This window comes from Klebsiella sp. Shm-1, from assembly GCF_040804525.1.
Lineage (GTDB): Bacteria > Pseudomonadota > Gammaproteobacteria > Enterobacterales > Enterobacteriaceae > Klebsiella > Klebsiella pneumoniae.
Map to the genome: position 1 here is coordinate 2,967,108 of NZ_CP161823.1, position 25,476 is coordinate 2,992,583.

The 25,476-nt window shown below is 56.9% G+C and carries 25 protein-coding genes; 12 read left to right on the forward strand and 13 right to left on the reverse strand.

Annotated elements, in window-relative coordinates:
- The gene (sapF, locus tag AB1E37_RS14640; protein WP_004140269.1) at nt 1-810 is read left to right on the forward strand and encodes a putrescine export ABC transporter ATP-binding protein SapF; all 810 of its coding nucleotides are present in this window, start codon (nt 1-3) and stop codon (nt 808-810) included.
- Between the two features lie 44 nt (nt 811-854).
- Here the strand turns inward: sapF and AB1E37_RS14645 are convergent, their stop codons facing one another.
- Nucleotides 855-2,234, reverse strand: coding sequence for a cytosine permease (locus AB1E37_RS14645; protein WP_004151902.1), 1,380 nt, complete (start codon nt 2,232-2,234; stop codon nt 855-857).
- A 247-nt stretch (nt 2,235-2,481) separates the two neighbouring features.
- Between AB1E37_RS14645 and AB1E37_RS14650 the strand changes: the two genes are divergently transcribed.
- The 7 genes from AB1E37_RS14650 to osmB all read left to right on the forward strand — a co-directional run bounded on the left by AB1E37_RS14650 (nt 2,482) and on the right by osmB (nt 9,028).
- Complete coding sequence (locus AB1E37_RS14650; protein ID WP_004152967.1) at nt 2,482-3,024, forward strand: HutD family protein; 543 nt, start codon at nt 2,482-2,484, stop codon at nt 3,022-3,024.
- 198 nt (nt 3,025-3,222) lie between these two features.
- Nucleotides 3,223-4,011: an enoyl-ACP reductase FabI gene (gene fabI / locus AB1E37_RS14655; protein WP_004140277.1), complete on the forward strand. Its 789-nt coding sequence runs from the start codon at nt 3,223-3,225 to the stop codon at nt 4,009-4,011.
- A gap of 190 nt (nt 4,012-4,201) precedes the next feature.
- Nucleotides 4,202-5,359: a carboxymuconolactone decarboxylase family protein gene (locus AB1E37_RS14660; protein ID WP_032447498.1), complete on the forward strand. Its 1,158-nt coding sequence runs from the start codon at nt 4,202-4,204 to the stop codon at nt 5,357-5,359.
- A gap of 81 nt (nt 5,360-5,440) precedes the next feature.
- Nucleotides 5,441-7,375 carry an exoribonuclease II gene (locus AB1E37_RS14665; protein ID WP_004224284.1) on the forward strand — a complete coding sequence of 645 codons (1,935 nt, stop codon included), beginning with the start codon at nt 5,441-5,443 and terminating at the stop codon, nt 7,373-7,375.
- 158 nt (nt 7,376-7,533) lie between these two features.
- Entirely contained in the window at nt 7,534-7,713 is a 180-nt protein-coding gene (locus AB1E37_RS14670) for a hypothetical protein (protein WP_002901786.1), read from the forward strand.
- A gap of 71 nt (nt 7,714-7,784) precedes the next feature.
- Nucleotides 7,785-8,534 carry a DNA-binding transcriptional regulator YciT gene (locus tag AB1E37_RS14675; protein ID WP_002901785.1) on the forward strand — a complete coding sequence of 250 codons (750 nt, stop codon included), beginning with the start codon at nt 7,785-7,787 and terminating at the stop codon, nt 8,532-8,534.
- A 275-nt stretch (nt 8,535-8,809) separates the two neighbouring features.
- The gene (gene osmB / locus AB1E37_RS14680) at nt 8,810-9,028 is read left to right on the forward strand and encodes an osmotically-inducible lipoprotein OsmB (RefSeq protein WP_002901783.1); all 219 of its coding nucleotides are present in this window, start codon (nt 8,810-8,812) and stop codon (nt 9,026-9,028) included.
- A 131-nt stretch (nt 9,029-9,159) separates the two neighbouring features.
- On the opposite strand, the gene yciH is transcribed toward osmB, so the two are convergent.
- The 5 genes from yciH to pgpB all read right to left on the reverse strand — a co-directional run bounded on the left by yciH (nt 9,160) and on the right by pgpB (nt 12,802).
- Nucleotides 9,160-9,486 (reverse strand): stress response translation initiation inhibitor YciH, encoded by a 327-nt coding sequence (gene yciH, locus AB1E37_RS14685; protein ID WP_002901782.1) that lies wholly within the window; start codon nt 9,484-9,486, stop codon nt 9,160-9,162.
- Nucleotides 9,486-10,223: an orotidine-5'-phosphate decarboxylase gene (gene pyrF, locus AB1E37_RS14690; RefSeq protein ID WP_004151907.1), complete on the reverse strand. Its 738-nt coding sequence runs from the start codon at nt 10,221-10,223 to the stop codon at nt 9,486-9,488. Before pyrF ends, yciH begins: the two co-directional genes overlap by 1 nt.
- Before the next feature lie 191 nt (nt 10,224-10,414).
- Nucleotides 10,415-11,584 (reverse strand): lipopolysaccharide assembly protein LapB, encoded by a 1,170-nt coding sequence (gene lapB / locus AB1E37_RS14695; RefSeq protein ID WP_002901781.1) that lies wholly within the window; start codon nt 11,582-11,584, stop codon nt 10,415-10,417.
- A 6-nt stretch (nt 11,585-11,590) separates the two neighbouring features.
- On the reverse strand, nt 11,591-11,899 hold the full coding sequence (locus AB1E37_RS14700; protein WP_029884269.1) for a LapA family protein: 309 nt from the start codon (nt 11,897-11,899) through the stop codon (nt 11,591-11,593).
- A gap of 135 nt (nt 11,900-12,034) precedes the next feature.
- A complete protein-coding gene (pgpB, locus tag AB1E37_RS14705; RefSeq protein ID WP_002901779.1) occupies nt 12,035-12,802 on the reverse strand; it encodes a phosphatidylglycerophosphatase B in 768 nt (255 codons plus the stop codon).
- 163 nt (nt 12,803-12,965) lie between these two features.
- Between pgpB and ribA the strand changes: the two genes are divergently transcribed.
- Nucleotides 12,966-13,568, forward strand: coding sequence for a GTP cyclohydrolase II (gene ribA, locus AB1E37_RS14710; protein ID WP_002901778.1), 603 nt, complete (start codon nt 12,966-12,968; stop codon nt 13,566-13,568).
- Between the two features lie 46 nt (nt 13,569-13,614).
- On the opposite strand, the gene acnA is transcribed toward ribA, so the two are convergent.
- The 4 genes from acnA to topA form a co-directional block, all read right to left on the reverse strand.
- Nucleotides 13,615-16,287: an aconitate hydratase AcnA gene (gene acnA, locus AB1E37_RS14715; RefSeq protein WP_029884270.1), complete on the reverse strand. Its 2,673-nt coding sequence runs from the start codon at nt 16,285-16,287 to the stop codon at nt 13,615-13,617.
- Nucleotides 16,288-16,675: 388 nt separating this feature from the next.
- Nucleotides 16,676-16,843: a YmiA family putative membrane protein gene (locus AB1E37_RS14720; RefSeq protein WP_002901776.1), complete on the reverse strand. Its 168-nt coding sequence runs from the start codon at nt 16,841-16,843 to the stop codon at nt 16,676-16,678.
- A 245-nt stretch (nt 16,844-17,088) separates the two neighbouring features.
- The gene (cysB, locus tag AB1E37_RS14725; protein ID WP_002901772.1) at nt 17,089-18,063 is read right to left on the reverse strand and encodes an HTH-type transcriptional regulator CysB; all 975 of its coding nucleotides are present in this window, start codon (nt 18,061-18,063) and stop codon (nt 17,089-17,091) included.
- A 345-nt stretch (nt 18,064-18,408) separates the two neighbouring features.
- Nucleotides 18,409-21,006, reverse strand: coding sequence for a type I DNA topoisomerase (topA, locus tag AB1E37_RS14730; protein WP_002901763.1), 2,598 nt, complete (start codon nt 21,004-21,006; stop codon nt 18,409-18,411).
- A gap of 406 nt (nt 21,007-21,412) precedes the next feature.
- Here topA and AB1E37_RS14735 point away from each other — a divergent pair, with 406 nt between their 5' ends.
- Nucleotides 21,413-21,664 (forward strand): YciN family protein, encoded by a 252-nt coding sequence (locus AB1E37_RS14735; RefSeq protein WP_002901761.1) that lies wholly within the window; start codon nt 21,413-21,415, stop codon nt 21,662-21,664.
- Nucleotides 21,665-21,711: 47 nt separating this feature from the next.
- Here AB1E37_RS14735 and sohB read toward each other — a convergent pair whose 3' ends face one another.
- Nucleotides 21,712-22,758: a protease SohB gene (sohB, locus tag AB1E37_RS14740; RefSeq protein WP_029884271.1), complete on the reverse strand. Its 1,047-nt coding sequence runs from the start codon at nt 22,756-22,758 to the stop codon at nt 21,712-21,714.
- A gap of 44 nt (nt 22,759-22,802) precedes the next feature.
- The gene (locus tag AB1E37_RS14745) at nt 22,803-23,018 is read right to left on the reverse strand and encodes a hypothetical protein (protein WP_004148112.1); all 216 of its coding nucleotides are present in this window, start codon (nt 23,016-23,018) and stop codon (nt 22,803-22,805) included.
- Here AB1E37_RS14745 and AB1E37_RS14750 point away from each other — a divergent pair.
- The gene (locus AB1E37_RS14750) at nt 23,013-23,774 is read left to right on the forward strand and encodes a YciK family oxidoreductase (RefSeq protein WP_004196459.1); all 762 of its coding nucleotides are present in this window, start codon (nt 23,013-23,015) and stop codon (nt 23,772-23,774) included. The two genes, AB1E37_RS14745 and AB1E37_RS14750, sit on opposite strands and share 6 nt — an antisense overlap.
- Entirely contained in the window at nt 23,771-24,361 is a 591-nt protein-coding gene (gene cobO / locus AB1E37_RS14755; protein WP_002901749.1) for a cob(I)yrinic acid a,c-diamide adenosyltransferase, read from the forward strand. Before AB1E37_RS14750 ends, cobO begins: the two co-directional genes overlap by 4 nt.
- A gap of 60 nt (nt 24,362-24,421) precedes the next feature.
- Here cobO and rluB read toward each other — a convergent pair whose 3' ends face one another.
- Complete coding sequence (rluB, locus tag AB1E37_RS14760) at nt 24,422-25,324, reverse strand: 23S rRNA pseudouridine(2605) synthase RluB (protein WP_002901746.1); 903 nt, start codon at nt 25,322-25,324, stop codon at nt 24,422-24,424.
- Between the last annotated feature and the right edge of the window lie 152 nt (nt 25,325-25,476).

Genomic DNA, 25,476 nt, shown 5'->3' on the forward strand with positions numbered 1-25,476 from the left:
ATGGTCGAAACATTGCTGGAAGTTCGCCAACTCAGTAAGACCTTTCGCTACCGCACCGGCTGGTTTCACCGTCAGACGGTTGAGGCGGTTAAACCGCTGAGTTTTACCCTGCGCGAACGGCAGACGCTGGCGATTATCGGCGAGAACGGCTCCGGGAAATCGACCCTCGCGAAGATGCTGGCGGGCATGGTGGAACCCACCAGCGGCGAACTGCTGATTGACGATCATCCGCTGACTTTTGGGGATTACTCCTACCGCAGCCAGAAGATTCGCATGATCTTTCAGGATCCGTCGACCTCGCTGAACCCGCGCCAGCGCATCTCGCAGATCCTCGATTTTCCGCTGCGACTGAATACCGATCTCGACGCCGAGGCGCGGCAGAAGCAGATAATCGACACCCTGCGCATGGTCGGTCTGCTGCCGGACCACGTCAGCTACTACCCCCATATGCTGGCACCCGGTCAGAAGCAGCGTCTCGGCCTCGCCAGGGCGCTGATCCTGCGCCCGAAGGTTATCGTCTGCGATGAGGCGCTGGCCTCGCTGGATATGTCGATGCGCTCCCAGCTTATCAACCTGATGCTGGAGCTGCAGGAGAAACAGGGCATCTCCTATATCTATGTCACTCAGCACCTGGGAATGATGAAACACATCAGCGATCAGGTGCTGGTGATGCATAACGGCGAAGTGGTCGAGCGCGGCAGCACTGCCGATGTGCTGGCCTCGCCGCTGCACGACCTGACCCGGCGCCTGATCGCCGGCCACTTCGGGGAAGCCCTCACCGCCGACGCCTGGCGCAAAGACGGGAAATAGCTGGCAGGCGACGGCAGGGGCGGCCCTCACGCCGCCCTTGTCATTCAGGTAGAAGGGAAAAGACTCTGCGCCGGCAGCGACCGGCGGTCAAAGCGGCGCAGCGCGTAGTAAAGAACCCCGGTGCCAAACCAGCCTATTATCCATGAGACATCGTTACCGGCGAAGATCCACGTGAGCGAACCATGGAACAACGGGTTCTCAATGAACGGCAACTGGATAAGCACACCGACGATATACAGGGTGATCGCGTACAGGTTCCAGAACCCGTAGCGTTGCTGCGGGTCGCTTAGCGCCGGAATATCGATGGCGCCCTTCGAGATAAGATAATAATCCGTCAGACAGATGGCGCTCCACGGCACGAAGAACGCCAGCAGAAACAGAAGAAAATGCGTGAAATGCTTTAAGAAAGCGGGTTCGCTAAGCAACGCGATAATGCAGGAAGCCGTCACCATCAGCACCACGAATGCAATGCGACACTTTTGCGACAGCACGGTTTGCCGGCGGAAGGCGGAAACAATGGTGGTCAGCGACATAAAGCTGCCGTACGCATTGAGGGTAGTGAAGGTAATTTTACCAAAACAGATGGCGAAATAGATAACCATGGCCATCGCCTGACTCTTACCTAATCCCACCAGATAGCTCACCTCGTGACCAGGGAACGCGCTGCCGGCAATGGCCGCTGTCAGAACCCCGAGCGTCATCGACGTTTGGGTACCCAATACGGTGCCGAAAAACACTGAGCACCACGTTTTCGTGGCGGAAACATCGCGTGGCAGGTAGCGCGAATAGTCTGATACATAGGGGCAAAAAGCGATCTGCCACGATGAGGAGAGCGATACGGCTAATAAAAACGTCGGCAGCGAAAAATGGTTATTGTGCGCGAGCGCACTGAGATCGGCCGAAAGTAGCAGCGTGATGAACATATAAACGAAGGCGAGAATTCCGACGATACTCGCCAGTTTGCCCAGCTTGTGGATCACCTTATAACCGAGGACGGCGATAACGATAATAATCGCACTGAATATCAGCATCCCGGCTACGTGGCTGATATTCAGTAGTTTGGCCATTGCCTGCCCGGCCAATACGGTGCCGCTGGCAGAAAAACCGATATACATGACGCAAACCAGCACCAGCGGCACCACCGCGCCAAAAACCCCAAACTGGGCGCGGCTAAGGATCATTTGCGGAAGTCCCAGTCGCGGTCCCTGCAGCGCATGCAGAGACATCACCGCCGCCCCCAGCATCTGACCGACCAGAAGCCCGACCAGAGACCACACTACATCGCCGCCCAGCACAACGGCTAAAGCGCCAGTGACAATCGCCGTAATTTGCAGATTGCCGCCAAACCAAAGGGTGAACTGGCTAAAAGGGTGTCCATGCCGTTCGCTTTCCGGGATGTAATCAATCGACCGCCTTTCACTCATTCCAGCATAATTGCTCTTTGACTGCCCGTCTGTAGACGAAAACGAAGACATAGGTTCCTCACTCAAGTTATTAATATCACCTCATTCAATCGTTCTTGTATATACAAGTATTGACAACTCACCGCCTTGCATGCACTCTCATTTCGTGACGAATATGTAAAATATTTGTATTGCAGAAAGTTACTAAACTAGCTCAAGGCGGTGCTTATTGTTGACGCCGGAAGCGATTAACTAAGGTATGCTGCCCATGATGGTCCCTTTTCAACTTTCGACGCTCCCCGTCACGCCGTGGAAAAACGGCGGCGGAGAGACGCGCGAAATCATCTGCGTACCCGCTCCAGATGCCCCTTTTCTCTGGCGAGCGAGTATTGCCACCCTGCAGGCGGATGGCCCTTTCTCCCCCTTTCCTGGCGTCGACCGGGTCATTACTCTGCTGGCGGGGCAGCCGCTACGGCTGTGTGGCGAGAATATCGACCAACCGCTGGCGCTCTGGCAGCCGTGGGCTTTCCCCGGCGAATGGGCGCTGTCCAGCGTCGGGATCGTTGCGCCAGGGCTGGACTTCAATATCATGACTCAGCGCGGGCGCGCGTCGGCGACGGTCCAGGTCGTTAGCGACCTGCAATGCCCTGCCAGCGAGGGGGTCGCTTATGTTCTACAAGGCGAGTGGGATCTGGCCGGGCGACGCTGCGCGGCCGGCAGCGGCCTCTGCTGGCGCGGTGGATCCCCGCGGAATCTGCGTCCCGTGGGCAGCAATGGACGCCTGCTGCTGGCGGAGATCGCGCTCAAATAATCGTCAGGAGAGATGATATACTGCAGCTATCGCGATGTACTTTTGCCCCGCGCGGCGCGGACCGGCTGAAAAATATCGTGACACAAGGGGTCGTCAGTGGGATATAATTCCCGGCTAAATTTGAGTTATTTTGAAATAACAATGTTAACGTTATGATTGTTAAAGTAAAAATAAGCAATAACGATAAGGATTAAAGCTATGGGTTTTCTTTCCGGTAAGCGCATTTTGATCACTGGCGTCGCCAGCAAACTGTCCATCGCCTACGGCATCGCGCAGGCAATGCACCGCGAAGGCGCGGAACTGGCATTCACCTATCAGAATGAGAAACTGAAAGGTCGCGTAGAAGAGTTTGCTGCCGCGCTGGGTTCTGACATTGTGCTGCCGTGCGACGTTGCTGAAGATGAGAGCATCACCGCGCTGTTCACCGAGCTGGAAAAAGTCTGGCCAAAATTCGATGGTTTCGTCCACTCAATCGGTTTTGCCCCGGCTGACCAGTTAGACGGCGACTACGTTGACGTTGTCACTCGCGACGGCTTTAAAATCGCGCACGACATCAGCGCTTACAGCTTCGTGGCAATGGCCAAAGCCTGCCGCGGCATGCTGAACCCGGGTTCGGCTCTGCTGACGCTCTCCTACCTGGGCGCAGAGCGCGCGATCCCGAACTATAACGTGATGGGTCTGGCCAAAGCCTCTCTGGAAGCTAACGTCCGCTATATGGCTAACGCCATGGGTCCGGAAGGCGTTCGCGTCAATGCCATCTCTGCCGGTCCTATCCGTACGCTGGCCGCGTCCGGTATTAAAGATTTCCGTAAAATGCTGGCGCACTGCGAAGCGGTCACCCCGATCCGTCGCACCGTCACCATTGAAGATGTGGGTAACAGCGCAGCCTTCCTGTGCTCCAACCTGTCTGCGGGGATCTCCGGTGAAGTCGTTCACGTTGACGGCGGGTTCAATATCGCCGCCATGAACGAGCTGGAACTGAAATAAGTTCCTTCCCCTCCTCGCCCCGGTGAGGAGGGTTCTTCCCTCCCCCACGCCTTACACCCCACCTGTTATTCCAATCGGCTATTTGTTAGCACGTATCAATATTTTCTCCTGCTTCCGGGTTACGCCAGGATAGTTCTGCATAAACGATCCGCGGAACGGCGGTTCGCCACATACCGAACAAGGAAAGCCCATGGAGCCACGCCGCGTGAATGGCAAAAATAACTGGTATCACGAAACCCAGTCAACAATCTGCCCGGTGGATGTCCTGCCGCTCGTCCCTGAAGCCGCCCATGTTGAAGACCGCTTTTTGCTGGACCTGACGCTGCCGGCCGCCTGGCTAAGTGCCCACGCTGACTGGCTACACCCCGCACGCCAGCTGGCCGAACTGCTATTTCCCGACCAGGTGGCGGTGAGTCGCCTGCAGACCTTTACCGCTTACGATCGACTCAGCACCGCGCTCACCGTCGCCCAGGTCTACGGCGTCCAGCGGCTGTGTAACCACTACGCCGCCCGCCTTGCTCCCCTGCCAGGCCCCGACTCCTCGCGCGAGAGCAACCGTCGTCTGGCGCAAATCACGCAATATGCTCGTCAGCTTGCCGGTTCGCCCTCGGTTATTAACGCTCTCTCCCGTAGCCAGCTGGACGAAGTGGGCTTAACCAGTCGGGACATTATTCTGTTCAACCAGATTATCGGATTCGTCGGCTTCCAGGCGCGGGCGATTGCCGTCCTGCAGGCGGCCCAGGGCTTTCCGGTGCGCTGGATCCCTGGTATGCCCCAGCAAGAGGAGGCACCCGCGGAACTGTTCGCCCCGCCGCCGGGAGCATGGCAGGCAGACATTGCGGATCCCGACCTGCAGTATGCCGATGATGAGCGTCAGCGGCGCATCGCCGGCTGGCAGTCGCTGCCCGGTCTGGGCGAGCTGGCGCCGCTGCTGGCCTGCGACCCACAGTTATTCGCGCCTCTGGAGACCTTGATCCGCCAGCTCAGCACGGATGATACCTTTGGCCCGCAGGTCGCCTTACTCACGGCGCGCACCAATGGCAGCCCCACCTGTTTTGACGCCTGGCTCCCCCACTGGCAGGGTGAAGAGGAGTTCGCCAGCCATTTGCGGGAGGGCGACCAGGCCCTCCATCACTGGCTCCAGCAGCATCCTCAGGCCCGGTCTCTCGTGACCGCGGTGCAGCTGTTAACCCGCTCGCCTGACCGGTTTAGCGCCGCCCAGTTAACGCCCCTCGCGGAATATCGACTCTCTGAGCAACAAGCAATCGATCTGTTGATCTGGAGCGGGCTGTGCGGATGGATGAATCGTCTGAAAATCGCCCTCGGCAATGTGCGTCAGCAGACGTAAATTGCTGAAACAGCGCTTGCTGCGGCAGGCATATTCGCGTAAAAATGTCAGCCGCTCTTTTAGCCACGAAAATACCTAATTATGTTTCAGGATAACCCGCTGCTAGCGCAGCTTAAACAGCAACTGCATTCCCAGACGCCGCGCGCGGAAGGGGTCGTTAAGGGCACGGAAAAGGGCTTTGGCTTCCTCGAAGTGGACGCTCAGAAGAGCTACTTCATTCCGCCGCCGCAGATGAAAAAAGTGATGCATGGCGACCGTATCGTCGCGGTGATCCATTCTGAAAAAGAACGCGAAAGCGCCGAGCCGGAATCGCTGGTTGAGCCCTTCCTGACTCGTTTTGTCGGTAAAGTCCAGAAGAAAGACGATCGCCTCGCTATCGTTCCTGACCATCCGCTGCTGAAAGACGCCATTCCCTGCCGCGCCGCCCGCGGCGTTGAGCACGATTTTAAACAGGGTGACTGGGCCGTCGCCGAGATGCGCCGTCATCCATTAAAAGGCGACCGCGGATTTTACGCGGAGTTGACCCAGTTCATCACTTTTAGCGACGACCACTTCGTCCCATGGTGGGTAACCCTGGCGCGCCATAATCTTGAGAAAGAGGCACCGGACGGCGTCGCCACCGAGATGCTCGACGAGGGGCTGACGCGCCGCGACCTAACCACCCTCGACTTCGTCACCATTGACAGCGCCAGCACCGAAGATATGGACGATGCGTTGTATGCCGAGTCCACTGCTGATGGCAAACTGCTGCTGACGGTCGCCATTGCCGACCCGACCGCCTGGATTGCCGAAGGCAGCAAGCTGGATAACGCCGCAAAAGTGCGCGCCTTTACCAACTATCTGCCGGGCTTCAACATTCCAATGCTGCCGCGCGAGCTGTCGGACGATCTCTGCTCCCTGCGCGCTAACGAAGTGCGCCCGGTGCTGGCCTGCCGGATGACTCTGGGGGCCGATGGCACCATCGAAGACAATATCGAGTTCTTTGCCGCCACCATCGAATCGAAAGCCAAGCTGGCCTATGACGACGTCTCTGACTGGCTGGAAGGCCGCGGCAGCTGGCAGCCGGACAGCGAGGCGATCGCGCAGCAAATTACGCTGCTGAAGGACGTGTGCCAGCGTCGTAGCGAATGGCGTCAGACCCATGCGCTGGTGTTCAAAGACCGTCCGGACTACCGTTTTGTTCTCGGCGAAAAAGGCGAAGTGCTGGATATCGTCGCGGAACCGCGTCGCATTGCCAACCGCATTGTCGAAGAGTCGATGATCGCCGCCAACATCTGTGCCGCCCGCGTTCTGCGCGACAAGCTCGGCTTCGGCGTTTATAACGTTCATACCGGTTTCGACCCGGCGAATACCGAGCAGTTGGCCGCCCTGCTGAAAACCCATGATGTGCACGTCGACCCGACGGAAGTGCTCACCCTGGAAGGGTTCTGCAAGCTGCGCCGGGAACTGGACGCTCAGCCGACCGGTTTCCTCGACAGCCGCATTCGCCGCTTCCAGTCGTTTGCGGAAATCAGCACCGAGCCGGGCCCACACTTTGGTCTTGGGCTTGAAGCCTATGCCACCTGGACCTCGCCGATCCGTAAGTATGGCGACATGATCAACCACCGTCTGCTGAAAGCCATCATTAAAGGCGAGACCATTGCGCGTCCCCAGGATGAAGCCACCGTGCAGATGGCGGAGCGCCGTCGTCTCAACCGGATGGCCGAGCGCGACGTCGCCGACTGGCTGTACGCCCGTTTCCTCAACGATAAAGCCGGGACCGATACCCGCTTCGCGGCGGAGATCATCGACGTCAGCCGCGGCGGGATGCGCGTGCGTCTGGTGGACAATGGCGCGGTCGCCTTTATTCCGGCCCCGTTCCTCCACGCCGTGCGCGACGAACTGGTGTGCAGCCAGGAGAACGGTACCGTGCAGATCAAAGGTGAAGTAGTCTATAAAGTGACTGACGTTATCGATGTCACTATCGCTGAAGTTCGCATGGAAACCCGCAGCATTATTGCGCGTCCGGCGGTCTGACGCCCCTTCACAGCGGTTCCTGCGGGAACCGCTGCTTCTTTCCTCTCTATCCAGCCATTTCCGTCGCACCGATTAAGGTTGTGCGTTTTTTTCGCTTCTCTTTTTCATTCATTTTTAGCATCATTGATTTCATTCGTTTTTGTTACCAGGATAATGCCATGTCAGATGTGAATGCCCACCTGCTCGCTCAACGTATCGATACCGTGCTGGATATTCTGGTTGCCGGTGATTACCATTCTGCGATCCATAATCTGGAGATCCTCAAAGCGGAGCTGCTGGCGCTGGCGGCGGACGATGCTGAACAACAAAACCAACCCAAGGCGCCCTGGGAAATCTGAATATCAGCCATGCCGCAGCCGGCCATATGGACCGGTTGCTCGCCATATAGCCCCCTAACAGTGATGTTGCTATGAACGCCCGACAACAAAGTATTTTGCAAGTGGTCATCGATAAAGGCCGCATGAGCGTCGCCGATCTGGCGAAGATGACCGGTGTCTCTGAGGTTACTATTCGTCAGGATTTGAATTTGCTGGAAAAGCAGAGCTATTTGCGCCGTACTCATGGCTATGCCGTACCGCTGGACAGCGAAGATGTCGAAACCCGCATGATGACCCATTTCGCCATTAAGCGTGAGCTGGCCAGCCGGGCTGCGGCGCTAGTGAATACCGGTGAAACGGTATTTATCGAAAACGGCAGCAGCAATGCCCTGCTGGCGCGTACGCTGGCCGAGCGCGGCGATATCACCATCATTACCGTCAGCAGCTATATCGCCCATCTGCTGAAAGAGACCCCAGGAGAGGTGATCCTGCTGGGCGGAATTTATCAGAAACGCAGTGAGAGTATGGTCGGTCCGCTAACCCGTCAGTTCATCCAGCAGGTGCATTTCAGCAAAGCCTTCATCGGGATCGACGGTTGGCAGGCGGAAACCGGCTTTACCGGCCGCGATATGATGCGTGCGGACGTGGTGAACGCCGTGCTGGAGAAGCATTGTGAGGCAATTATTCTTAGCGACAGTTCAAAATTCAGCGCGGTACATCCCTATCCGCTCGGTCCCGCCGGCCGCTTTAACCGCGTTATTACCGACGATCGCTTACCGGACGCCTGTCGCGAACAATTGCTCCGCAGCGGCCTGACCGTCGATATCGTGCCCTACATCTGATCCTCCGCCGCCCCATCTCCTGCCAAAGCGCCGGAAGGGGCGCTTTATCGCTCTGAGAGTATTCCGAGCCGCTAATTAAGACTTTTTACCTGACGATAAATTTTAAAAAAAGTAAAATTATTATTAGCGATATAACAGGAAGTGACTATCACCTGCGTGATTTTCGTGACACCTGCGCACCTTAACTTCATGGAATTGCCCTAAAGCTGCTTTATCAGGCTATGCTTAAAGGAGCGCTGTAATCCATGAATAGATTATTCAGGAGAAAAAAAATGATGACTTCAACGAGCAAAAAAATGGCTGCTGTCGTTCTGGCTGTCACTGTAGCAATGTCTCTGAGCGCTTGCTCTAACATGTCTAAACGCGATCGTAACACGGCTATCGGCGCTGGCGCCGGCGCTATCGGTGGTGCGGTGTTAACTGACGGTAGCGCGCTCGGTACCCTGGGTGGCGCAGCAGTCGGTGGTATTATTGGTCACCAGGTCGGCAAATAATTTAATTATCTGACGAAATAAAAGAATAATTCACACGAATTGACTTACGCACGTTAAATCATTCAAGGCCGCGGCATTTACCGCGGCCTTGTTATTTCAACCAGACCATTGGAGCAGAGGGAAAATAGCGATCAGCCACCGGCTAACTTGACCTTCATCCCTTTCGCCTCAAGCAGCGACTTGAGTAAATCCCGCTTATCGCCCTGGATCTCGATCACGCCATCTTTCACCGCGCCGCCGCAGCCGCATTTCTTTTTCAACTCTGCCGCCAGAGCGGTTAGCGCAGCATCGTCGGCATCAATCCCGCTAATCAGACAGACGCCTTTGCCCTTGCGGCCGCTGGTCTGGCGCTGGATCCGCACAATGCCGTCGCCTTTCGGGCGCACCGGCGCCGGTTTCGCCTCGTCGATACGCCCGGTTTCGGTGGAGTAGACCAGACGGCTGTTGGAATCGCTCATTATGCCCCCTTGCGCAGAGAATCGTTGATCGCCCGCAGCGTCGCGGCTGGATCCGCCGACTGAGTAACCGGGCGACCAATCACCATATAGTCTACCCCAGCTTCCTGAGCCTGCTCAGGAGTCATAATTCGCCGCTGATCGCCAGCGTCGCTGCCCTGCGGACGAATCCCCGGGGTCACCAGCTTAAACGCCTGCCCCAGCTCATGCTTAAAGCGCACCGCCTCCTGGGCTGAACACACCACCCCATCAAGGCCGCAGCGTTGGGTCAGCGCCGCCAGCTTCGCCGCGTAGTCAGCCGGAGATAAGGTAATGCCCAGATCCTGTAGATCGCTGGACTCCATGCTGGTGAGCACCGTGACAGCGATCAGCAGCGGCGCATCTTTGCCAAACGGCAGCAGCGCTTCGCGCGCGGCGGTCATCATTCGCGCGCCGCCGGAAGCATGGACATTCACCATCCATACGCCCAGCTCAGCCGCTGCGGCCACCGCGCGGGCGGTGGTGTTGGGAATATCGTGAAACTTAAGGTCCAGGAACACCTCAAACCCACGCTGATGCAGATCGCGGACAAACTGCGGGCCCAGCAGGGTGAACATCTCTTTGCCCACCTTCAGGCGGCAGTCGCGCGGGTCGATGCGGTCGACAAATGCCAGCGCTTTATCGCGATTATCATAGTCGAGCGCAACCACAACGGGAGAGGATGTGACAGCACGGGAAGATGGGATAGCTGTAGACGTCATGACCAGACCTTAGTGTTGATGGGCGCCGGGGTGGCGCAAAAAAGGTAAACGGGCAGCATTCTACCTGTGAAGCGAACAAAATAACAGACTGCCGTACCTGCCCTGACCGGACGATGGCGCTGCCGGGGCTGCGCCTGGAGAGGAGTGAAGCCATAAGTATGTTGTAACTAACGGAGGCATTTTTTTTGGCTTTACTGGCCGTCGAGACCGCGAATGGGTTTAATGGTCGCCCACGAGCGGCAGGACGGACAATGCCAGTAGAGTGTATGAGCGGTAAACCCGCATTTCTGGCAGCGATAGCGTGGTTTGCTGCGCACCTGCTCACCAACCATGTTTCGCAGCACCCCAAGGCTTTCTTTCGCCCGCCCTTCTTCCGCTTCGTTGAGATGGTAGTCCATCAGCTTATGGAAGACGCGCATGGTCGGGTGGCGTTCCAGCTGCCGGGTGACGTAGTTTTGCGCCGCTTCGACGCCTTCCCGCTGCTCAAGGATCTGCGCCAGCATCAGTTCGGCGGTCGCCCCGGCGTTCTCCTCCACGCAGCGGCGCAGAAAAACTTCCCATTCATCGGTTTTGCCGAGCTGCTGGTAGCAGGTCTGCAGCATCTCCAGCGTTTCACCCACCAGCTCTTTATCCTGATCGATAACCCGCTCGAGGCTCTCCACCGCTTTGGCGTAGTCGCCCTTTTCCATCCACACCCGGCCCATCATGATCGATACCCGGGCGCTGGTGCGGTCCGCGGCGGCGCCTTTTCTCAACAACGCCATCGCTTTATCCAAATCGTTGGCTGCCATCTGCTGCAGGGCCAGTTCGCACCAGAAGTTGGCGATTTCGCCACGATGTTTCTCTTTCCCCAGCTTCACCAGCCGTTCAGCCACTTCAATAGCCGACTGCCAGTCGCTGGTCGCCTGGTAAATCTGCAGCAGTTGCTGCAGCGCGCCGAGGCGGAAATCGGTCTCATCCACCAGCTGTTTGAACATGTCTTCCGCGCGGTCATACAGTCCGGCGGCCATATAATCCCGTCCCAGCTGCTGCACCGCTAACAGGCGCTGATCGTAGGTTAACGACGCGCTTTCCATCAGGCTCTGGTGAATTCGGATCGCGCGGTCGACTTCGCCGCGCGAACGGAACAAATTACCGAGCGTCAGGTGCGCCTCAACGGTACCGGTATCCTCTTTCAGCATATCAAGGAACAGGTCGACGGCTTTATCCTGCTGGTTGCTGAGCAGGAAGTTAACCCCCGCCACGTAATCTCGCGACAGGCGGCTCGCATCGTCCTGTTTGGACTGTTGTGCACTTCTGCGCCCCATGTACCAGCCGTAAGCGGCGGCAACGGGTAAAAGCAGAAACAACAACTCCAGCATAAGAGGTTATTCCTTCACCGCAGGCACGCCTGCGTCGACAGCCGCCGGGCTGACGGGGGTAATCTGATGCTCAAGACGCTTAATTTTCCGCTCCGCGCGCGCCAGTGAGACACGCACCCGCAGCCAGAACAGGCCGCAGATCAGCCAGCCAATGGCAAAGCCCGCGGCAAACAGCACCGCCAGCAGCGTCGATATGCGGAATTCACCCTGAGCGAGTAAATAGTTGAAAGTGACCTGTTGGTCATTCTGCGCCCCCAGCGTCACTGAAATGACGAAGATTGCTAACACCAGTAAGAAAATGAGTAAATATTTCACATGACTTCCCGTTATGTGGGTTGCGCGAAAAAAGCCCGCTTTCAGCCCTATAAAGTATCATTTTCGCCGCAGCGGTGGAATGAAAAAGCATGGCAACTCTTCAGGATATGCGGTCGGATGCCGCTAAAATCAACATTATTCCGCTTCAGGCATCCGTTTTTTAATATCCTGCGCCTCTTCTCCGGGCGGCGAGAGCGGCCCACAAAGGCGCTGCGTCAGCCAGCAGGCCACCGTGACCAGCAGCCAGGAGATCAGCGTGGCGACGATGAGATCCAGCGGCCAGTGCATGCCCAGCGCCAGGCGACTGCCCATCACCGCCGTCGCCCACACCAGCAGCACCGCGATTGTGCCCCAGCGGCGACGCGGCCACAGCAGCCCCGCAGCGAGTAACGCCCAGCTGGCGGCAAACATGGTGTGACCTGACGGGAAAGCAAACCCCGTCTCCTTCTGCCAGTGTTTGCGTAAAAATGACGGAATGTCCTGCGCCTGCGCCAGCTGTTCATGCACCAGTTTAGCGCGTTCTTTACGCTTTAACGCGTAGAATTGCGTCACCGGCACCTGCCTTGTGTTTTCCAGCCAGATGACGAACGGTCTCGGCTCCTGGACCCGCGCCTTGACCCAGGATTTCGCCCCCTGTCCCGCCAGGATAGCGGCGGCAAGGATAAGGAACAGGATCAACGCCGCGCGCAGCCGAAAGCGCAGACACCAGAGGAACCAGCCGCAAAGCACGACATGAGTGATAATTCCCCACGGCTGGGTCACCGTTTCCGTCACCCACCACAGGCTTTTCAACATGGCAACCGGCAGTCCAGGCTGCCACAGCCACCCGGAAAGCCAGACCGTGAGGGGCATAACCAGCAGCAGCGCCGCCGCGAGAGCAGTTCGTCGGGCTATCAACAGCATTTTCTCTCCTTCTCCTTGTAGATGAACATCATAGCGGAAAGTAGATCGTTTGTGCGCTTTCCACACGGCTAACCGTTCGCGATTAGGAGAACGTCCAGGCGTTGTGGCAAAATAGCGGGAAACAGAAAGCACAGTCAGGTGCTGACAGAATCTGGAGAATCACATGCAGCTTAAACGTGTGGCAGAAGCCAAACTGCCAACCCCCTGGGGCGATTTCCTGATGGTGGGTTTTGAAGAACTGGCAACCGGACAGGATCATGTCGCGCTGGTATATGGCGATATATCAGGGCAGTCGCCGGTCCTCGCCCGCGTACATTCAGAGTGTTTGACGGGCGATGCCCTGTTTAGCCTGCGCTGTGATTGCGGCTTTCAACTGGAAGCGGCTCTGTCGCATATCGCTGAAGAAGGTCGGGGGATCCTGCTCTATCACCGCCAGGAAGGACGCAACATTGGTTTATTGAATAAGATCCGCGCCTACGCGCTGCAGGATCAGGGCTACGACACTGTCGAAGCGAACCATCAGCTTGGCTTCGCCGCCGATGAGCGCGATTTCACCTTGTGCGCCGACATGTTCAAATTGCTCAACGTTGAGCAGGTGCGGTTATTAACCAATAACCCGAAAAAAGTGGAAATTCTTACCGAAGCCGGGATCAACATTGTGGAGCGGGTGCCGCTGATCGTCGGGCGTAACCCGAAAAACGCTCACTATCTGGACACAAAAGCCGCCAAGATGGGCCATCTGCTGAACAGCAAGCCGACGGAATAAACCGGTGGAATAACCGAAAAAGGGCCAGCGATGCTGGCCCTTTGTTTCACAGCATATTACGAATAACGTAGTGCAGGATGCCGTCGTTGCGGTAGTAGGTGAGTTCGGTCGCCGTGTCGATACGGCACCGACAAGGGATCGCTTCCTGCGAGCCGTCAGCGCGAGTCAGGGTCACCGGCACCGTAGCGCCAGGCTGAAGCGACTGCAGATTACTGATATCAATCCGCTCTTCCCCGGTCAACCGCAGCGTTTTGCGGGTGACGCCCTGCGGGAACTCCAGCGGCAAAATGCCCATTCCGATCAGGTTGGAACGATGGATACGCTCGAAGGACTCGGCGATCACTACCCGAATCCCCAGCAGGCGCGGCCCCTTCGCCGCCCAGTCACGGCTGGAACCTGATCCATACTCCTTACCGGCAATCACCGCCAGCGGTGTGCCCTCAGCCTTGTACAGCATCGCCGCATCGTAGATCGCCATCGGTTCAGGATCCGGCAGATGGCGGGTCATGCCCCCTTCCACCCCTGGGACCATTTCGTTACGGATGCGGATATTGGCGAAGGTGCCACGCATCATCACCTCATGGTTACCGCGACGGGAACCATAGGAGTTAAAGTCGCGCCGGGCAACCCCATGCTCCTGCAGATAGCGGCCTGCCGGACTATCGGCTTTGATGCTCCCCGCCGGCGAAATGTGGTCCGTGGTGACTGAGTCGCCCAGCATGGCGAGGATCCGCGCGCCGTGAATATCCTCTACCGGCAGCGGCTCGGCGCCCATCTCGTCAAAGAACGGCGACAAGCGAATATAGGTCGAGTCCTCCTGCCAGTCGTAGGTATCTGACGCCTCCACCTTGATCGCCTTCCACTCCTCAGTGCCGGAAAACACTTCCGCGTACTCTTTGCGGAACATCTCGGTGGAGACCTGTTCCACCGCGCGGGCAATCTCCTCCCCGCTCGGCCAGATATCTTTCAGATAGACCGGCTCGCCATTCTTGCCCTGTCCCAACGGCTCGCGGGTGAGGTCGATATTCATGTTCCCCGCCAGCGCATAGGCGACCACCAACGGCGGCGAGGCCAGCCAGTTGGTTTTCACCAGCGGATGAATACGCCCTTCGAAGTTACGGTTACCGGAGAGCACTGCCCCGACGGTCAGATCGCCTTTTTTGATCGCTTCTTCGATAGGTTCAGGCAATGGACCGGAGTTACCGATACAGGTGGTGCAACCATATCCCACCAGATTGAAGCCGAGCTGGTCGAGGTAAGGCGTCAGGCCGGCATGGGCCAGATAATCCGACACCACTTTCGAGCCTGGGGCCAGGGAAGCTTTCACCCACGGCTGCGGCTGCAGGCCGCGTTCGACGGCTTTTTTCGCCAGCAGGCCGGCGGCCATCAACACGCTGGGGTTAGAGGTATTGGTGCAGGAGGTAATCGCTGCAATAGCCACCGCGCCATCCGGTAGCGAATAGTGATGCCCGTTCAGCGTATAGTCAACCGGCTGACGCTGACGCTGAAGGTGGTTAACCTCCAGCTCGCCGCTGGCGGCGAAGGCTTTCGGAACATCGCCCAGCGCCACGCGATCCTGCGGTCGCTTCGGCCCGGCGAGGCTCGCTTCGACGCTGCTCATATCCAGCGCCAGGGTACTGGTAAAGACCGGCTCATCGCCAGGCTGGCGCCACATGCCCTGGGCTTTAGCGTAGGCTTCCACCAGAGCGACCTGTTCTTCGCTACGGCCGCTGAGACGCATATAGCTGAGCGTTACGTCATCGATAGGGAAAAAGCCACAGGTGGCGCCATACTCCGGCGCCATATTGGCGATGGTCGCCCTGTCGGCAAGGGGTAAGGTATCCAGGCCGTCACCGTAGAATTCAACAAACTTGCCGACGACGCCATGCTGACGCAGCATTTGGGTAACCGTCAGTACCAGGTCAGTGGCGGTGATGCCTTCGCGCAGTTTGCCGCTGAGCTTAAAGCCCACAACATCGGGGATCAGCATTGACACCGGCTGGCCCAGCATAGCGGCTTCCGCTTCAATCCCGCCCACGCCCCAGCCCAGCACGCCAAGACCATTAATCATGGTGGTATGGGAGTCGGTGCCCACCAGCGTATCCGGCCACGCCATCCACTGGCCGTGAACCTCCTCGCTCCAAACCGCCCGGCCAAGGTATTCCAGGTTCACCTGGTGGCAAATACCGGTGCCCGGCGGCACCACGCTGAAGCGGCTGAAGGCCTGCTGCCCCCAGCGCAGAAAAGCGTAGCGTTCGTGGTTCCGCTCCATTTCCAGGCGGACGTTGTCTTCGAAGGCCTCATCGTCGCCGAAGCGGTCAACGGTCACCGAGTGGTCGATCACCAGGTCAACCGGCGATAGCGGATTAACCTTCGCCGTATCGCCGCCAAGGCGTTTCACCGCCTCGCGCATGGCGGCCAGATCCACTACCGCCGGCACGCCGGTAAAGTCCTGCATCAGGACGCGTGCCGGACGGTAGGCGATTTCCCGGTCGGCATGGGCCTGTTGCAGCCAGCCGGCCAGGGCGCGAATATCTTCTTCAGTTACCGAGTCACCGTCCTGCCAGCGCAGCAGGTTCTCCATCAGCACCTTCAGCGACTTGGGCAGTCGACTGATCTCGCCCAGCTGCTTCTCCGCCAACGGCAGACTGTAGTAATGCCAGGTTTTATCGTTGACCTGCAGCGTGTCCTTACTGGCTTCTCGTAGGGTTGACGACATAGCTCCTCCTTTATCTCAGGGATGGCATACCCTGATTCTCCTCAGGGTCTCCATTAAAGATAACACATACTGAGCATAACACTTTGATAACAACCCAAATTGCTAAATACGGCGAGACAGAGAGAGAGGAAACGGGAATTATCCGAGAGCAGGCGAAATAGCACCAAAATAGTGCAAAGAGGGCGTATGCCGATATTGTATTAGTACACGAGGACAAAAAAAGAGCTAATCGGCCAGCGGGCAGTGATTAGCTCTGGTGAGTGATTTCAGGTTGGATGAATCCAGCGGCAAAATATATTCTCCCTGTATTGCCGGTCACTGATTTTATATTACAGTTTCCTTTCACTGTCATAAAAATGACATGTATCTACAACGATGACCTACAGCTTTAGCTGACAATCCAGATGTTGCAGATGGTGAGCGCGATGATGCTCCAGAACATCGCCAACCCTACCAACACTACGCCCCATACGCGACTACGCAGAACGGGATCGATTTCGGTTTTGTCATTCTCGTATGACATCGCCAGTTTCATGTAATCGATATTACTTATCATATTGTCACCACCAATTGCTCAAATCATCAGGTACAGATAAATCTTAATTATGGATAAAAGATTAATCCAGTGAATTTAGGCCTGATGGAATATATTTAACCGGTTATTTGATCGCGGCGGGCATAATGAAAAACGTGTTGCCAAAAATTATTAATTTTGTGATTGGTTCGAGGTTTAAGTTGTTAAATACAGTCCATCATAGTTAATGGCACTCCTCGCAGGGAGTGCCATTATTATTTTCAGGGTTATTTTTCCGGAAGTTTTATATCTTTGAACATCGCTTCAATATCTTCATTCGAGCGTAAAGCCACCGCGGTATCTACCACGTCCCTGGTCAAATGGGGAGCAAAACGTTGAATAAAATCATACATGTAGCTTCGTAAGAAGGTGCTACGGCGGAAACCTATCTTAGTGGTGCTGTGGCTGAAAATACCGTTCGCATCCAGCTTCACCAGATCCGGGTCAGAGACCGGATCCACCGCCATGCTGGCGATTACCCCTACCCCCAGCCCCAGGCGAACATAGGTTTTGATGACGTCGGCATCGGTGGCGGTAAAAACAATGCGCGGCGTCAGGCCCGCACGGTTAAACGCGGTATCCAGTTCGGAGCGGCCGGTAAAACCAAAGGTATAGGTTACCAATGGATACTGGGCCAGTTCCTCTATGGACACCGAGCCCTTGGTGGCCAGAGGATGCTCGGGGGTCACTACAATCGACCGGTTCCAGTGATAGCATGGCAGCATCACCAGATCGTCATACAGATGCAGCGCCTCGGTGGCGATGGCGAAATCGGCATTGCCTTTCGACACAGCCTCCGCAATCTGAGTCGGCGAGCCCTGATGCATATGCAGCGACACCCGCGGGTAGCGTTCAATAAACCCCTTGATCACTCCCGGTAACGCATAGCGCGCCTGGGTATGGGTGGTGGCGACGTAAAGAGACCCTTTGTCAGGCCAGGTATGCTCTCCGGCGACAGATTTGATGGCATCGACTTTCGACAGCACTTCGCGGGCGATGCGGATGATCTCCTGCCCGGCCGGCGTCACCTGGGTTAAGTGTTTACCGCTGCGGGCAAAGATCTGAATGCCCAGCTCATCCTCCAGCATGCGGACCTGCTTACTGATACCCGGCTGGGAGGTATAGAGCCCTTCGGCGGTGGATGAAACATTCAGGTTATGGTTAACCACCTCAACGATGTAGCGAAGCTGTTGTAGTTTCATGGCTGATATCCGTTTGCGCGTAAAATGAAGCCGCTTAATACACTTTACGTTCAGGCAACTTGTCGCCGATGAAGGCCCTGGGCTCCCGGCAGTTGGCCATAGTGGCGCCGCAATGCATCCTGAAAGCGATGATGTATAAGACGTTTTAATAATAAAAAAGGCATTAACTATAACCACTATATCATTTATATCAACACTGTATAGACGCTAACGAAAAATAATATAGGTGGTTATAAGGGGAGGAAATTAACGCAAAGAGGGGAAGACGACACGGCAGAGAAATGCACTCTCTCTGCCGGTCGCCTGAGCAGGAAAAGCGCGCTTTTCCTGCCCGAACGAACGCCATTACTTTTTGGCTTCCGTCCACTTACCGTCGATAAAGAAAGCTGACCAGCCGGTCGCTTTGCCCTCTTTTTCAGACGCCACGTACTGCTGCTTGGTTTTACGGCTAAAGCGTACCAGCGTTTTATTGCCTTCCGGATCCTGCTGCGGCGCATCGGCGAGATAACGCAGTTTTTCCGGCAGACGATCGCGGAAGCGGTACAACTCCTCCACCAGCGGCGCACGCGTTTCCCGTGATTTCGGGAAGGTGTTGGCCGCCAGGAAGACGCCCGCCGCCCCGTCGCGCAGCACAAAGTAGGCGTCAGACTTCTCACACGGCAGCTCCGGCAGCGGCACCGGATCTTCCTTCGGCGGAGCCACTTCGCCATTGCGCAGGATCTTACGCGTGTTCTTACACTCGTCGTTGGTACAGGCCATGTACTTACCGAAACGCCCCATTTTCAGGTGCATTTCAGACCCGCACTTCTCGCACTCCACCACCGGGCCGTCATAGCCCTTGATGCGGAATTCGCCCTCTTCAATCTCGTAGCCGTCGCAGGTCGGGTTATTACCACAGACGTGCAGCTTACGCTTAGGATCGATAAGGTAGCTGTCCATCGCCGTCCCACACTTCTGGCAGCGACGTTTGGCGCGCAGCGCGTTGGTTTCCGCGTCATCGCCTTCCAGCACGTTGAGGACTTCGTTCTCCGGCACCAGGTTGATGGTGGTTTTGCACCGCTCTTTCGGCGGCAAGGCATAGCCCGAACAGCCGAGGAAAACGCCGGTGCTGGCGGTACGGATCCCCATTTTACGGCCGCAGGTCGGGCAGTCGATGCTGGTGAGCACCATCGGGTTCGGCTGCATGCCGCCCTCTTCCGGATCTTTCTCTGCCGTCGCCAGCTGGGTGGTAAAATCGCCGAAGAAGTGGTTCAGCACCTCTTTCCACTCGGCCTGGTGGTTCGCAACCTGGTCGAGGCGATCCTCCATCTGCGCGGTAAAATCGTAGTTCATCAGATCGCGGAAGTTTTCTTCCAGCCGGTCGGTAACGATCTCGCCCATTTTTTCGGCGTAAAAACGACGATTTTCCACCCGCACGTAGCCGCGATCCTGAATGGTCGAAATGATCGACGCGTAGGTCGACGGACGGCCAATCCCGCGTTTTTCCAGCTCTTTCACCAGCGAGGCCTCGCTGAAACGCGCCGGCGGCTTGGTAAAGTGCTGCGCAGGCGTCAGCTCCACCAGGCTCAGGCGGTCGCCCTGTTTGACCAGCGGCAGCGTTCGGTCTTCATCGCCCTTGCGCAGCGCCGGCATGACTTTTGTCCAGCCGTCGAAACGTAAAGTGCGACCGCGCGCTTTCAGTTTGAAATCACCCGCAGCCACGGTCAGCGTGGTGGAGTCGTACTGCGCCGGCGTCATCTGACAGGCGACAAACTGGCGCCAGATCAGCTGATAAAGCTTCTGCGCATCCGCTTCCATATCTTTCAGCGTTTCCGCCAGCACGTTCACATCAGACGGACGAATCGCTTCGTGCGCTTCCTGCGAGTTTTCTTTGCTGGCGTACTGGTTCGCGCTATCCGGCAGATATTTTTTGCCAAATTTGTCGCTGATGTAGCCGCGAACCATGTTCAGCGCGTCCTGACTCAGGTTGGTGGAGTCGGTACGCATATAGGTGATGTGCCCTGCCTCATAGAGTCGCTGAGCCATCATCATGGTCTTTTTCACGCCGAAGCCCAGACGGGTGCTGGCCGCCTGCTGCAGGGTGGAGGTGATGAACGGCGCGCCCGGCTTGCTGCTGGTCGGCTTATCTTCACGCTCCAGTACGCTGTAGCTGGCTTTTTCCAGCAGCGATACCGCCGCCATGGTCTCATCGCGGCTGACCGGACGGAACGGCTTATCGTCCTTATGGGTCACCTGCAGCGGCAGGGCGTCACCGCCCGGCGTGGTGGTGCTGGCGTCGACTTCCCAGTACTCTTCCGGGACGAACGCTTTAATTTCACGTTCACGCTCCACCACCAGGCGGACCGCGACGGACTGCACGCGCCCGGCAGAAAGACCACGGGCGATTTTTTTCCACAGCAGCGGCGAAACCATATAGCCCACCACGCGGTCCATAAAACGACGCGCCTGCTGGGCGTTAACCCGATCGATATTCAGTTCGCCCGGCTTTTCAAAGGCCTGACGAATAGCGTTTTTGGTGATCTCATTGAACACCACGCGGCTGTAACGCTGTTCATCGCCGCCGATGACTTCCCGCAGGTGCCAGGCAATGGCTTCCCCTTCGCGGTCAAGGTCGGTTGCGAGATAGATGTGGTCAGCTTTTTCCGCCAACTGTTTGAGTTCTGAAACTACCTTTTCTTTACCCGGAAGTACTTCATAGTGCGCATTCCAGTCATGCCATGGGTCCACGCCCATACGGTTAACCAGAGCACTACGTTCGTCCTTTTTAGGCTTTTTAGCCCCTTTGGTGGCGGTAGAGTCGGCGCTCTTTTTGGAAGCTGATCCACTGGTCGGCAAATCGCGGATATGACCGACGCTGGATTTCACCACGTAGTCATTACCCAGATACTTATTGATCGTTTTGGCTTTTGCCGGGGACTCAACGATAACGAGAGCTTTACCCATATTCACCTTTACCTAATTTGATTCATCCAGGAATACATCGCACATTCATACACCCTCCACTGGCGACTGCCTCATATGTTGCGGCACCGTCGGTGAATATCAACCCTGAACACCCGTTTCATCTCCGTAAAACCAGGCGCTTGAGTTTGCTGACTTTTTCTCGTCAGGTGACATAGCACGAAGAATTTTTGGCCGAATGTCAAGCAAATCTGTTGCCAGATCGCCGAAAGCGTCACACTGTACCTGATAAAATTCGTTACGCAACTTTATTAGCATGCAAAAGCAAATCCCGCCAGTAAACGGCTGTTTCTCCACTGGTTACCATTACCCCTGATTTATGCATGGAAAATTTGCCCCACGCCGCCGCGCGGCGTAAACTACGCGCGGAGAAAAAGAGGAGTCCGTTATGCAAGGTACAACCCAACCAATCGATCGCCAGACGCTGCTCGAAAAAGCCAACAAACTTATTCGCGAACATGAGGATACGTTAGCCGGTATCGAAGCCACCGACGTCGTTCAGCGCAACAATGTCCTGGTGTTTAGCGGTGAGTTTTACCTTGATGAGCAGGGACTACCGACGCCGAAGAGTACAGCGGTATTTAACATGTTTAAGTATCTTGCTCACGAGCTGTCGGACAAGTACCACCTGGTCGATTAAGACCAGTGAAAACAATAACGCGAGGCCCAGGCCTCGCGTTATGTTATTTACATCAGCGGTTTCTGACCGCGCTGCCACCAGCGCAGCAGAAGCCGATCGGCGCTCTCCGCCGCGCTACCGGTAAAGCGGTCGAGCATCTTCTTACGCTGTTGATAACGCACCCCGATCACCTCGTGGCTCTCCATCAGCCCCAGCAGCAGCTCATCGCTGGTTTCAACCGCATCCACCAGTCCTTTTTCCAGCGCCTGCGCCCCGTACCAGTGTTCGCCGGTGGCCACCTGCTCAATATCAAGTCCCGGACGCATCCGGTGGACGAAATCCTTGAACAAATGATGTGTCTCATTGAGATCCTCGCGGAACTTGCGCCGCCCTTCCTCGGTATTTTCGCCCAGCATGGTGAGCGTTCGTTTGTACTGCCCGGCGGTGTGCAGTTCGATATCGATATCTTTATTCTTCAGGAAGCGGTGCAGGTTCGGGATCTGCGCCACCACGCCAATAGAGCCGAGGATCGCAAACGGCGCCGAGACAATTTTGTTCGCCACGCAGGCCATCATATAGCCGCCGCTGGCCGCCACTTTGTCGACCGCCACCGTCAGCGGGATCTGCTTGTCGCGCAAACGCTGCAGCTGAGAGGCGGCCAGACCGTAGCCGTGCACCACCCCGCCGGGGCTTTCCAGGCGAATCACCACCTGATCGCGCGCTTTCGCCGCCGCCAGTACCGCGGTGATCTCTTCCCGCAGGCTATTGACCTCATGGGCATCCATACTGCCTTTGAAATCCAGCACCCAGGCGCGCGGCTTGCCTTCCGGCTCGGCATTACCCAGCTTCGCCCGCGCTTTGGCCGCCTTCGCCTCTTGTTTTTGCTTTTTCTTCTGCGCCTTATGCCACTGCTTCTGCTGCGGGCCGTCCAGCAGCGCCACCGCCAGCGATTCCTTCATCTCTTTATAATGCTCGCTAAGATTGGTCACCCGCAGCTCGCCGCGCTGCTTCTTGCGCTGAGCGAGGTTGACGATAATAGCGGCAATCACCGCGATGGCGACGACAACCGTTGCGATCTTGGCTAAAAATAAGCCGTACTGAGCAAGTAATTCCACGTTTTCACCTTGTGTAAAGCACTGACGTTGCTGCACAGTGTACCTCAGCCGCTGGCGAGAAGTCTTTGTGCTTTGTGTTCTCTGCGCAGCGGATTCCGTTTTTTTTCGCGCGGCTGAAATCGTTGCAAGATATTAATTTTGTGAATACTTTCCGCTTCGCCGATTGCAATGGCGGGCGCTTTCAGGCATAACAGCGCAAAAGTGAGATACCAAAGATGAAGCGCGATCGGGAACCGATCGCCCAAGGAGTTGCCGTGCATTATCAACCACAACGTCACTTGCTGAAAGATCGCATCATCCTGGTCACCGGGGCCAGCGACGGGATTGGTCGTGAAGCGGCCCTGACCTACGCGCGCTATAGCGCCAGCGTTATCCTGCTGGGTCGCAACGACGACAAACTGCGCACCGTCGCCCAGGAGATTGAGCGTGAGGGTGGTATTCCCCCTCGCTGGTTTACCCTCGACCTGCTCACCTGTACGCCCCAGGCGTGCCAGCAGCTGGCGCAGCAGATCAGCATGCACTATCCCCGCCTTGACGGCGTGCTGCATAACGCTGGCCTGCTCGGCGACATCTGCCCAATGGAAGAGCAGAAGCCGGAGGTCTGGCAGCAGGTGATGCAGGTGAACGTTAATGGCACCTTTATGCTGACCCAGGCGCTTCTTCCTTTATTACTCCGTTCGGAATCGGGCTCGCTGGTCTTCACCTCATCCAGCGTCGGTCGTCAGGGCCGCGCCAACTGGGGCGCCTATGCCGTTTCCAAATTCGCCACCGAAGGGATGATGCAGGTGCTGGCCGACGAGTATCAAAGCCGCCACCTGCGGGTAAACTGTATCAACCCCGGCGGCACTCGCACCGGAATGCGCGCCAGCGCGTTCCCGACGGAAGATCCGCTGAAACTGAAAACCCCCGCTGACATTATGCCCGTCTATCTGTGGCTGATGGGTGACGACAGTCGTCGCAAGACGGGAATGACCTTCGACGCCCAACCGGGACGTAAACCAGGAATTGCCCAATGAGTGATGAACGCTACCGCGAACGCCAGCAGCGGCTGAAAGATAAAGTTGACGCCCGGGTGGCGGCGGCCCAGGACGAACGCGGCATTGTGATGGTCTTTACCGGCAACGGCAAAGGCAAAACCACCGCCGCCTTTGGCACCGCGACCCGCGCCGTCGGCCATGGCAAAAAAGTCGGCGTGATCCAGTTTATCAAGGGGACCTGGCCTAACGGCGAGCGTAATCTGCTGGAGCCTCACGGCGTCGAATTTCAGGTGATGGCCACAGGTTTCACCTGGAACACCCAGGATCGCGACAGCGACACCGCCGCCTGCCTGGCGGTCTGGGAGCATGCCCGCCGTATGCTCGCTGACGACCAGCTCGATCTGGTGCTGCTGGACGAGCTGACCTACATGGTGGCGTATGATTACCTGCCGCTGGAGTCGGTACTGAGCGCCCTGCGTGAGCGCCCTGCCCATCAGTCGGTGATCATCACCGGCCGCGGCTGTCATCGCGATATTATTGAACTGGCCGATACCGTCAGCGAACTGCGTCCGGTCAAGCATGCATTTGATGCCGGGATTAAAGCGCAGATGGGGATTGACTACTGAGGGCCTGATAGCGCGGAAGGAAGTACGCGTTCCGGCGGCAAGTCACCGGAACGCATAACATTAACCGTTAGTCTTATTGCGAGTACTGGAACGACGGTTGCTGTTGTTACCCTGGCGCGGATTAGCGCTGGTCTGGCTATGACGCTTCACCGCCCGACGGATCTGATTGGCTTTCAACCGCCGACGGTCTTTCTCGACGGCAACCTTAGAGCTGGTTTCCGGCGTGAGCTCCACCAGCTCGCGCAGGTAGTTGGTCTGCGCCAGGTCCAGCTCGGTATAGCCGCCGCGCGGCAGGCCTTTCGGCAGCAGAATATCGCCGTAGCGCACGCGGATCAGACGGCTGACCTGCACGCCGACCGCTTCCCACAGGCGACGCACTTCGCGGTTACGCCCTTCGGTCAGGGTAACGTTATACCACTGGTTAATCCCTTCGCCGCCGGTGAATTTGATGGTTTTAAACGCTGCCGGACCATCTTCTAACTGTACGCCGCGCGACAGCTGGCGCAGCTTATCATCATCCACCTGGCCGAAAACGCGAACGGCGTACTCACGCTCGACTTCACGGCTCGGGTGCATCAGGCGGTTGGCCAGTTCGCCATCGGTGGTGAACAGCAGCAGGCCGCAGGTATTCACGTCCAGACGACCAACGGCAATCCAGCGCGCGCCGCGCAGTTTAGGCAGACGATCAAACACCGTCGGGCGTCCTTCCGGATCGTTACGGGTGCACAGCTCGCCTTCCGGCTTATAGTAAGCCAGCACGCGGCAGATCTGCTCGGCAGACTCTTTCACCGAGATCAGATGACCATCGATACGAATTTTTAAACCAGGGACAATTTCCACACGATCGCCGAGGGTGGCGATTTTGCCGTCGACGCTGACGCGGCCAGCTTCGATTTTCGCTTCAATTTCACGGCGGGAGCCGTGGCCGGCGCGGGCCAGCACTTTTTGCAGTTTCTCGCTCATTGAGCTTCCTTAAGGTGTCGCCTTCCCAGGCGTCTGGTATGCTTTATGAAACAATGAGGCCAAAAGCACAACTCATTGTTACGTATATACTTTTAACGTAAAGTCTCGTCGGCGCGTTCAGGATATCCACCGCGAGGCCGTATTCGTGGCCG

Coding starts and splice junctions, on each gene's coding strand:
- AB1E37_RS14670 (WP_002901786.1), top strand. CDS start 7,534: ATGTCAGATGTGAATGCCCACCTGCTCGCTCAACGTATCGATACCGTG.
- AB1E37_RS14645 (WP_004151902.1), bottom strand. CDS start 2,234: ATGAGTGAAAGGCGGTCGATTGATTACATCCCGGAAAGCGAACGGCAT.
- rluB (WP_002901746.1), bottom strand. CDS start 25,324: ATGAGCGAGAAACTGCAAAAAGTGCTGGCCCGCGCCGGCCACGGCTCC.
- fabI (WP_004140277.1), top strand. CDS start 3,223: ATGGGTTTTCTTTCCGGTAAGCGCATTTTGATCACTGGCGTCGCCAGC.
- pyrF (WP_004151907.1), bottom strand. CDS start 10,223: ATGACGTCTACAGCTATCCCATCTTCCCGTGCTGTCACATCCTCTCCC.
- AB1E37_RS14720 (WP_002901776.1), bottom strand. CDS start 16,843: ATGATAAGTAATATCGATTACATGAAACTGGCGATGTCATACGAGAAT.
- sapF (WP_004140269.1), top strand. CDS start 1: ATGGTCGAAACATTGCTGGAAGTTCGCCAACTCAGTAAGACCTTTCGC.
- AB1E37_RS14650 (WP_004152967.1), top strand. CDS start 2,482: ATGATGGTCCCTTTTCAACTTTCGACGCTCCCCGTCACGCCGTGGAAA.
- osmB (WP_002901783.1), top strand. CDS start 8,810: ATGACTTCAACGAGCAAAAAAATGGCTGCTGTCGTTCTGGCTGTCACT.
- acnA (WP_029884270.1), bottom strand. CDS start 16,287: ATGTCGTCAACCCTACGAGAAGCCAGTAAGGACACGCTGCAGGTCAAC.
- yciH (WP_002901782.1), bottom strand. CDS start 9,486: ATGAGCGATTCCAACAGCCGTCTGGTCTACTCCACCGAAACCGGGCGT.
- AB1E37_RS14665 (WP_004224284.1), top strand. CDS start 5,441: ATGTTTCAGGATAACCCGCTGCTAGCGCAGCTTAAACAGCAACTGCAT.
- lapB (WP_002901781.1), bottom strand. CDS start 11,584: ATGCTGGAGTTGTTGTTTCTGCTTTTACCCGTTGCCGCCGCTTACGGC.
- AB1E37_RS14675 (WP_002901785.1), top strand. CDS start 7,785: ATGAACGCCCGACAACAAAGTATTTTGCAAGTGGTCATCGATAAAGGC.
- ribA (WP_002901778.1), top strand. CDS start 12,966: ATGCAGCTTAAACGTGTGGCAGAAGCCAAACTGCCAACCCCCTGGGGC.
- cobO (WP_002901749.1), top strand. CDS start 23,771: ATGAGTGATGAACGCTACCGCGAACGCCAGCAGCGGCTGAAAGATAAA.
- pgpB (WP_002901779.1), bottom strand. CDS start 12,802: ATGCTGTTGATAGCCCGACGAACTGCTCTCGCGGCGGCGCTGCTGCTG.
- AB1E37_RS14660 (WP_032447498.1), top strand. CDS start 4,202: ATGGAGCCACGCCGCGTGAATGGCAAAAATAACTGGTATCACGAAACC.
- topA (WP_002901763.1), bottom strand. CDS start 21,006: ATGGGTAAAGCTCTCGTTATCGTTGAGTCCCCGGCAAAAGCCAAAACG.
- cysB (WP_002901772.1), bottom strand. CDS start 18,063: ATGAAACTACAACAGCTTCGCTACATCGTTGAGGTGGTTAACCATAAC.
- AB1E37_RS14735 (WP_002901761.1), top strand. CDS start 21,413: ATGCAAGGTACAACCCAACCAATCGATCGCCAGACGCTGCTCGAAAAA.
- AB1E37_RS14745 (WP_004148112.1), bottom strand. CDS start 23,018: ATGCACGGCAACTCCTTGGGCGATCGGTTCCCGATCGCGCTTCATCTT.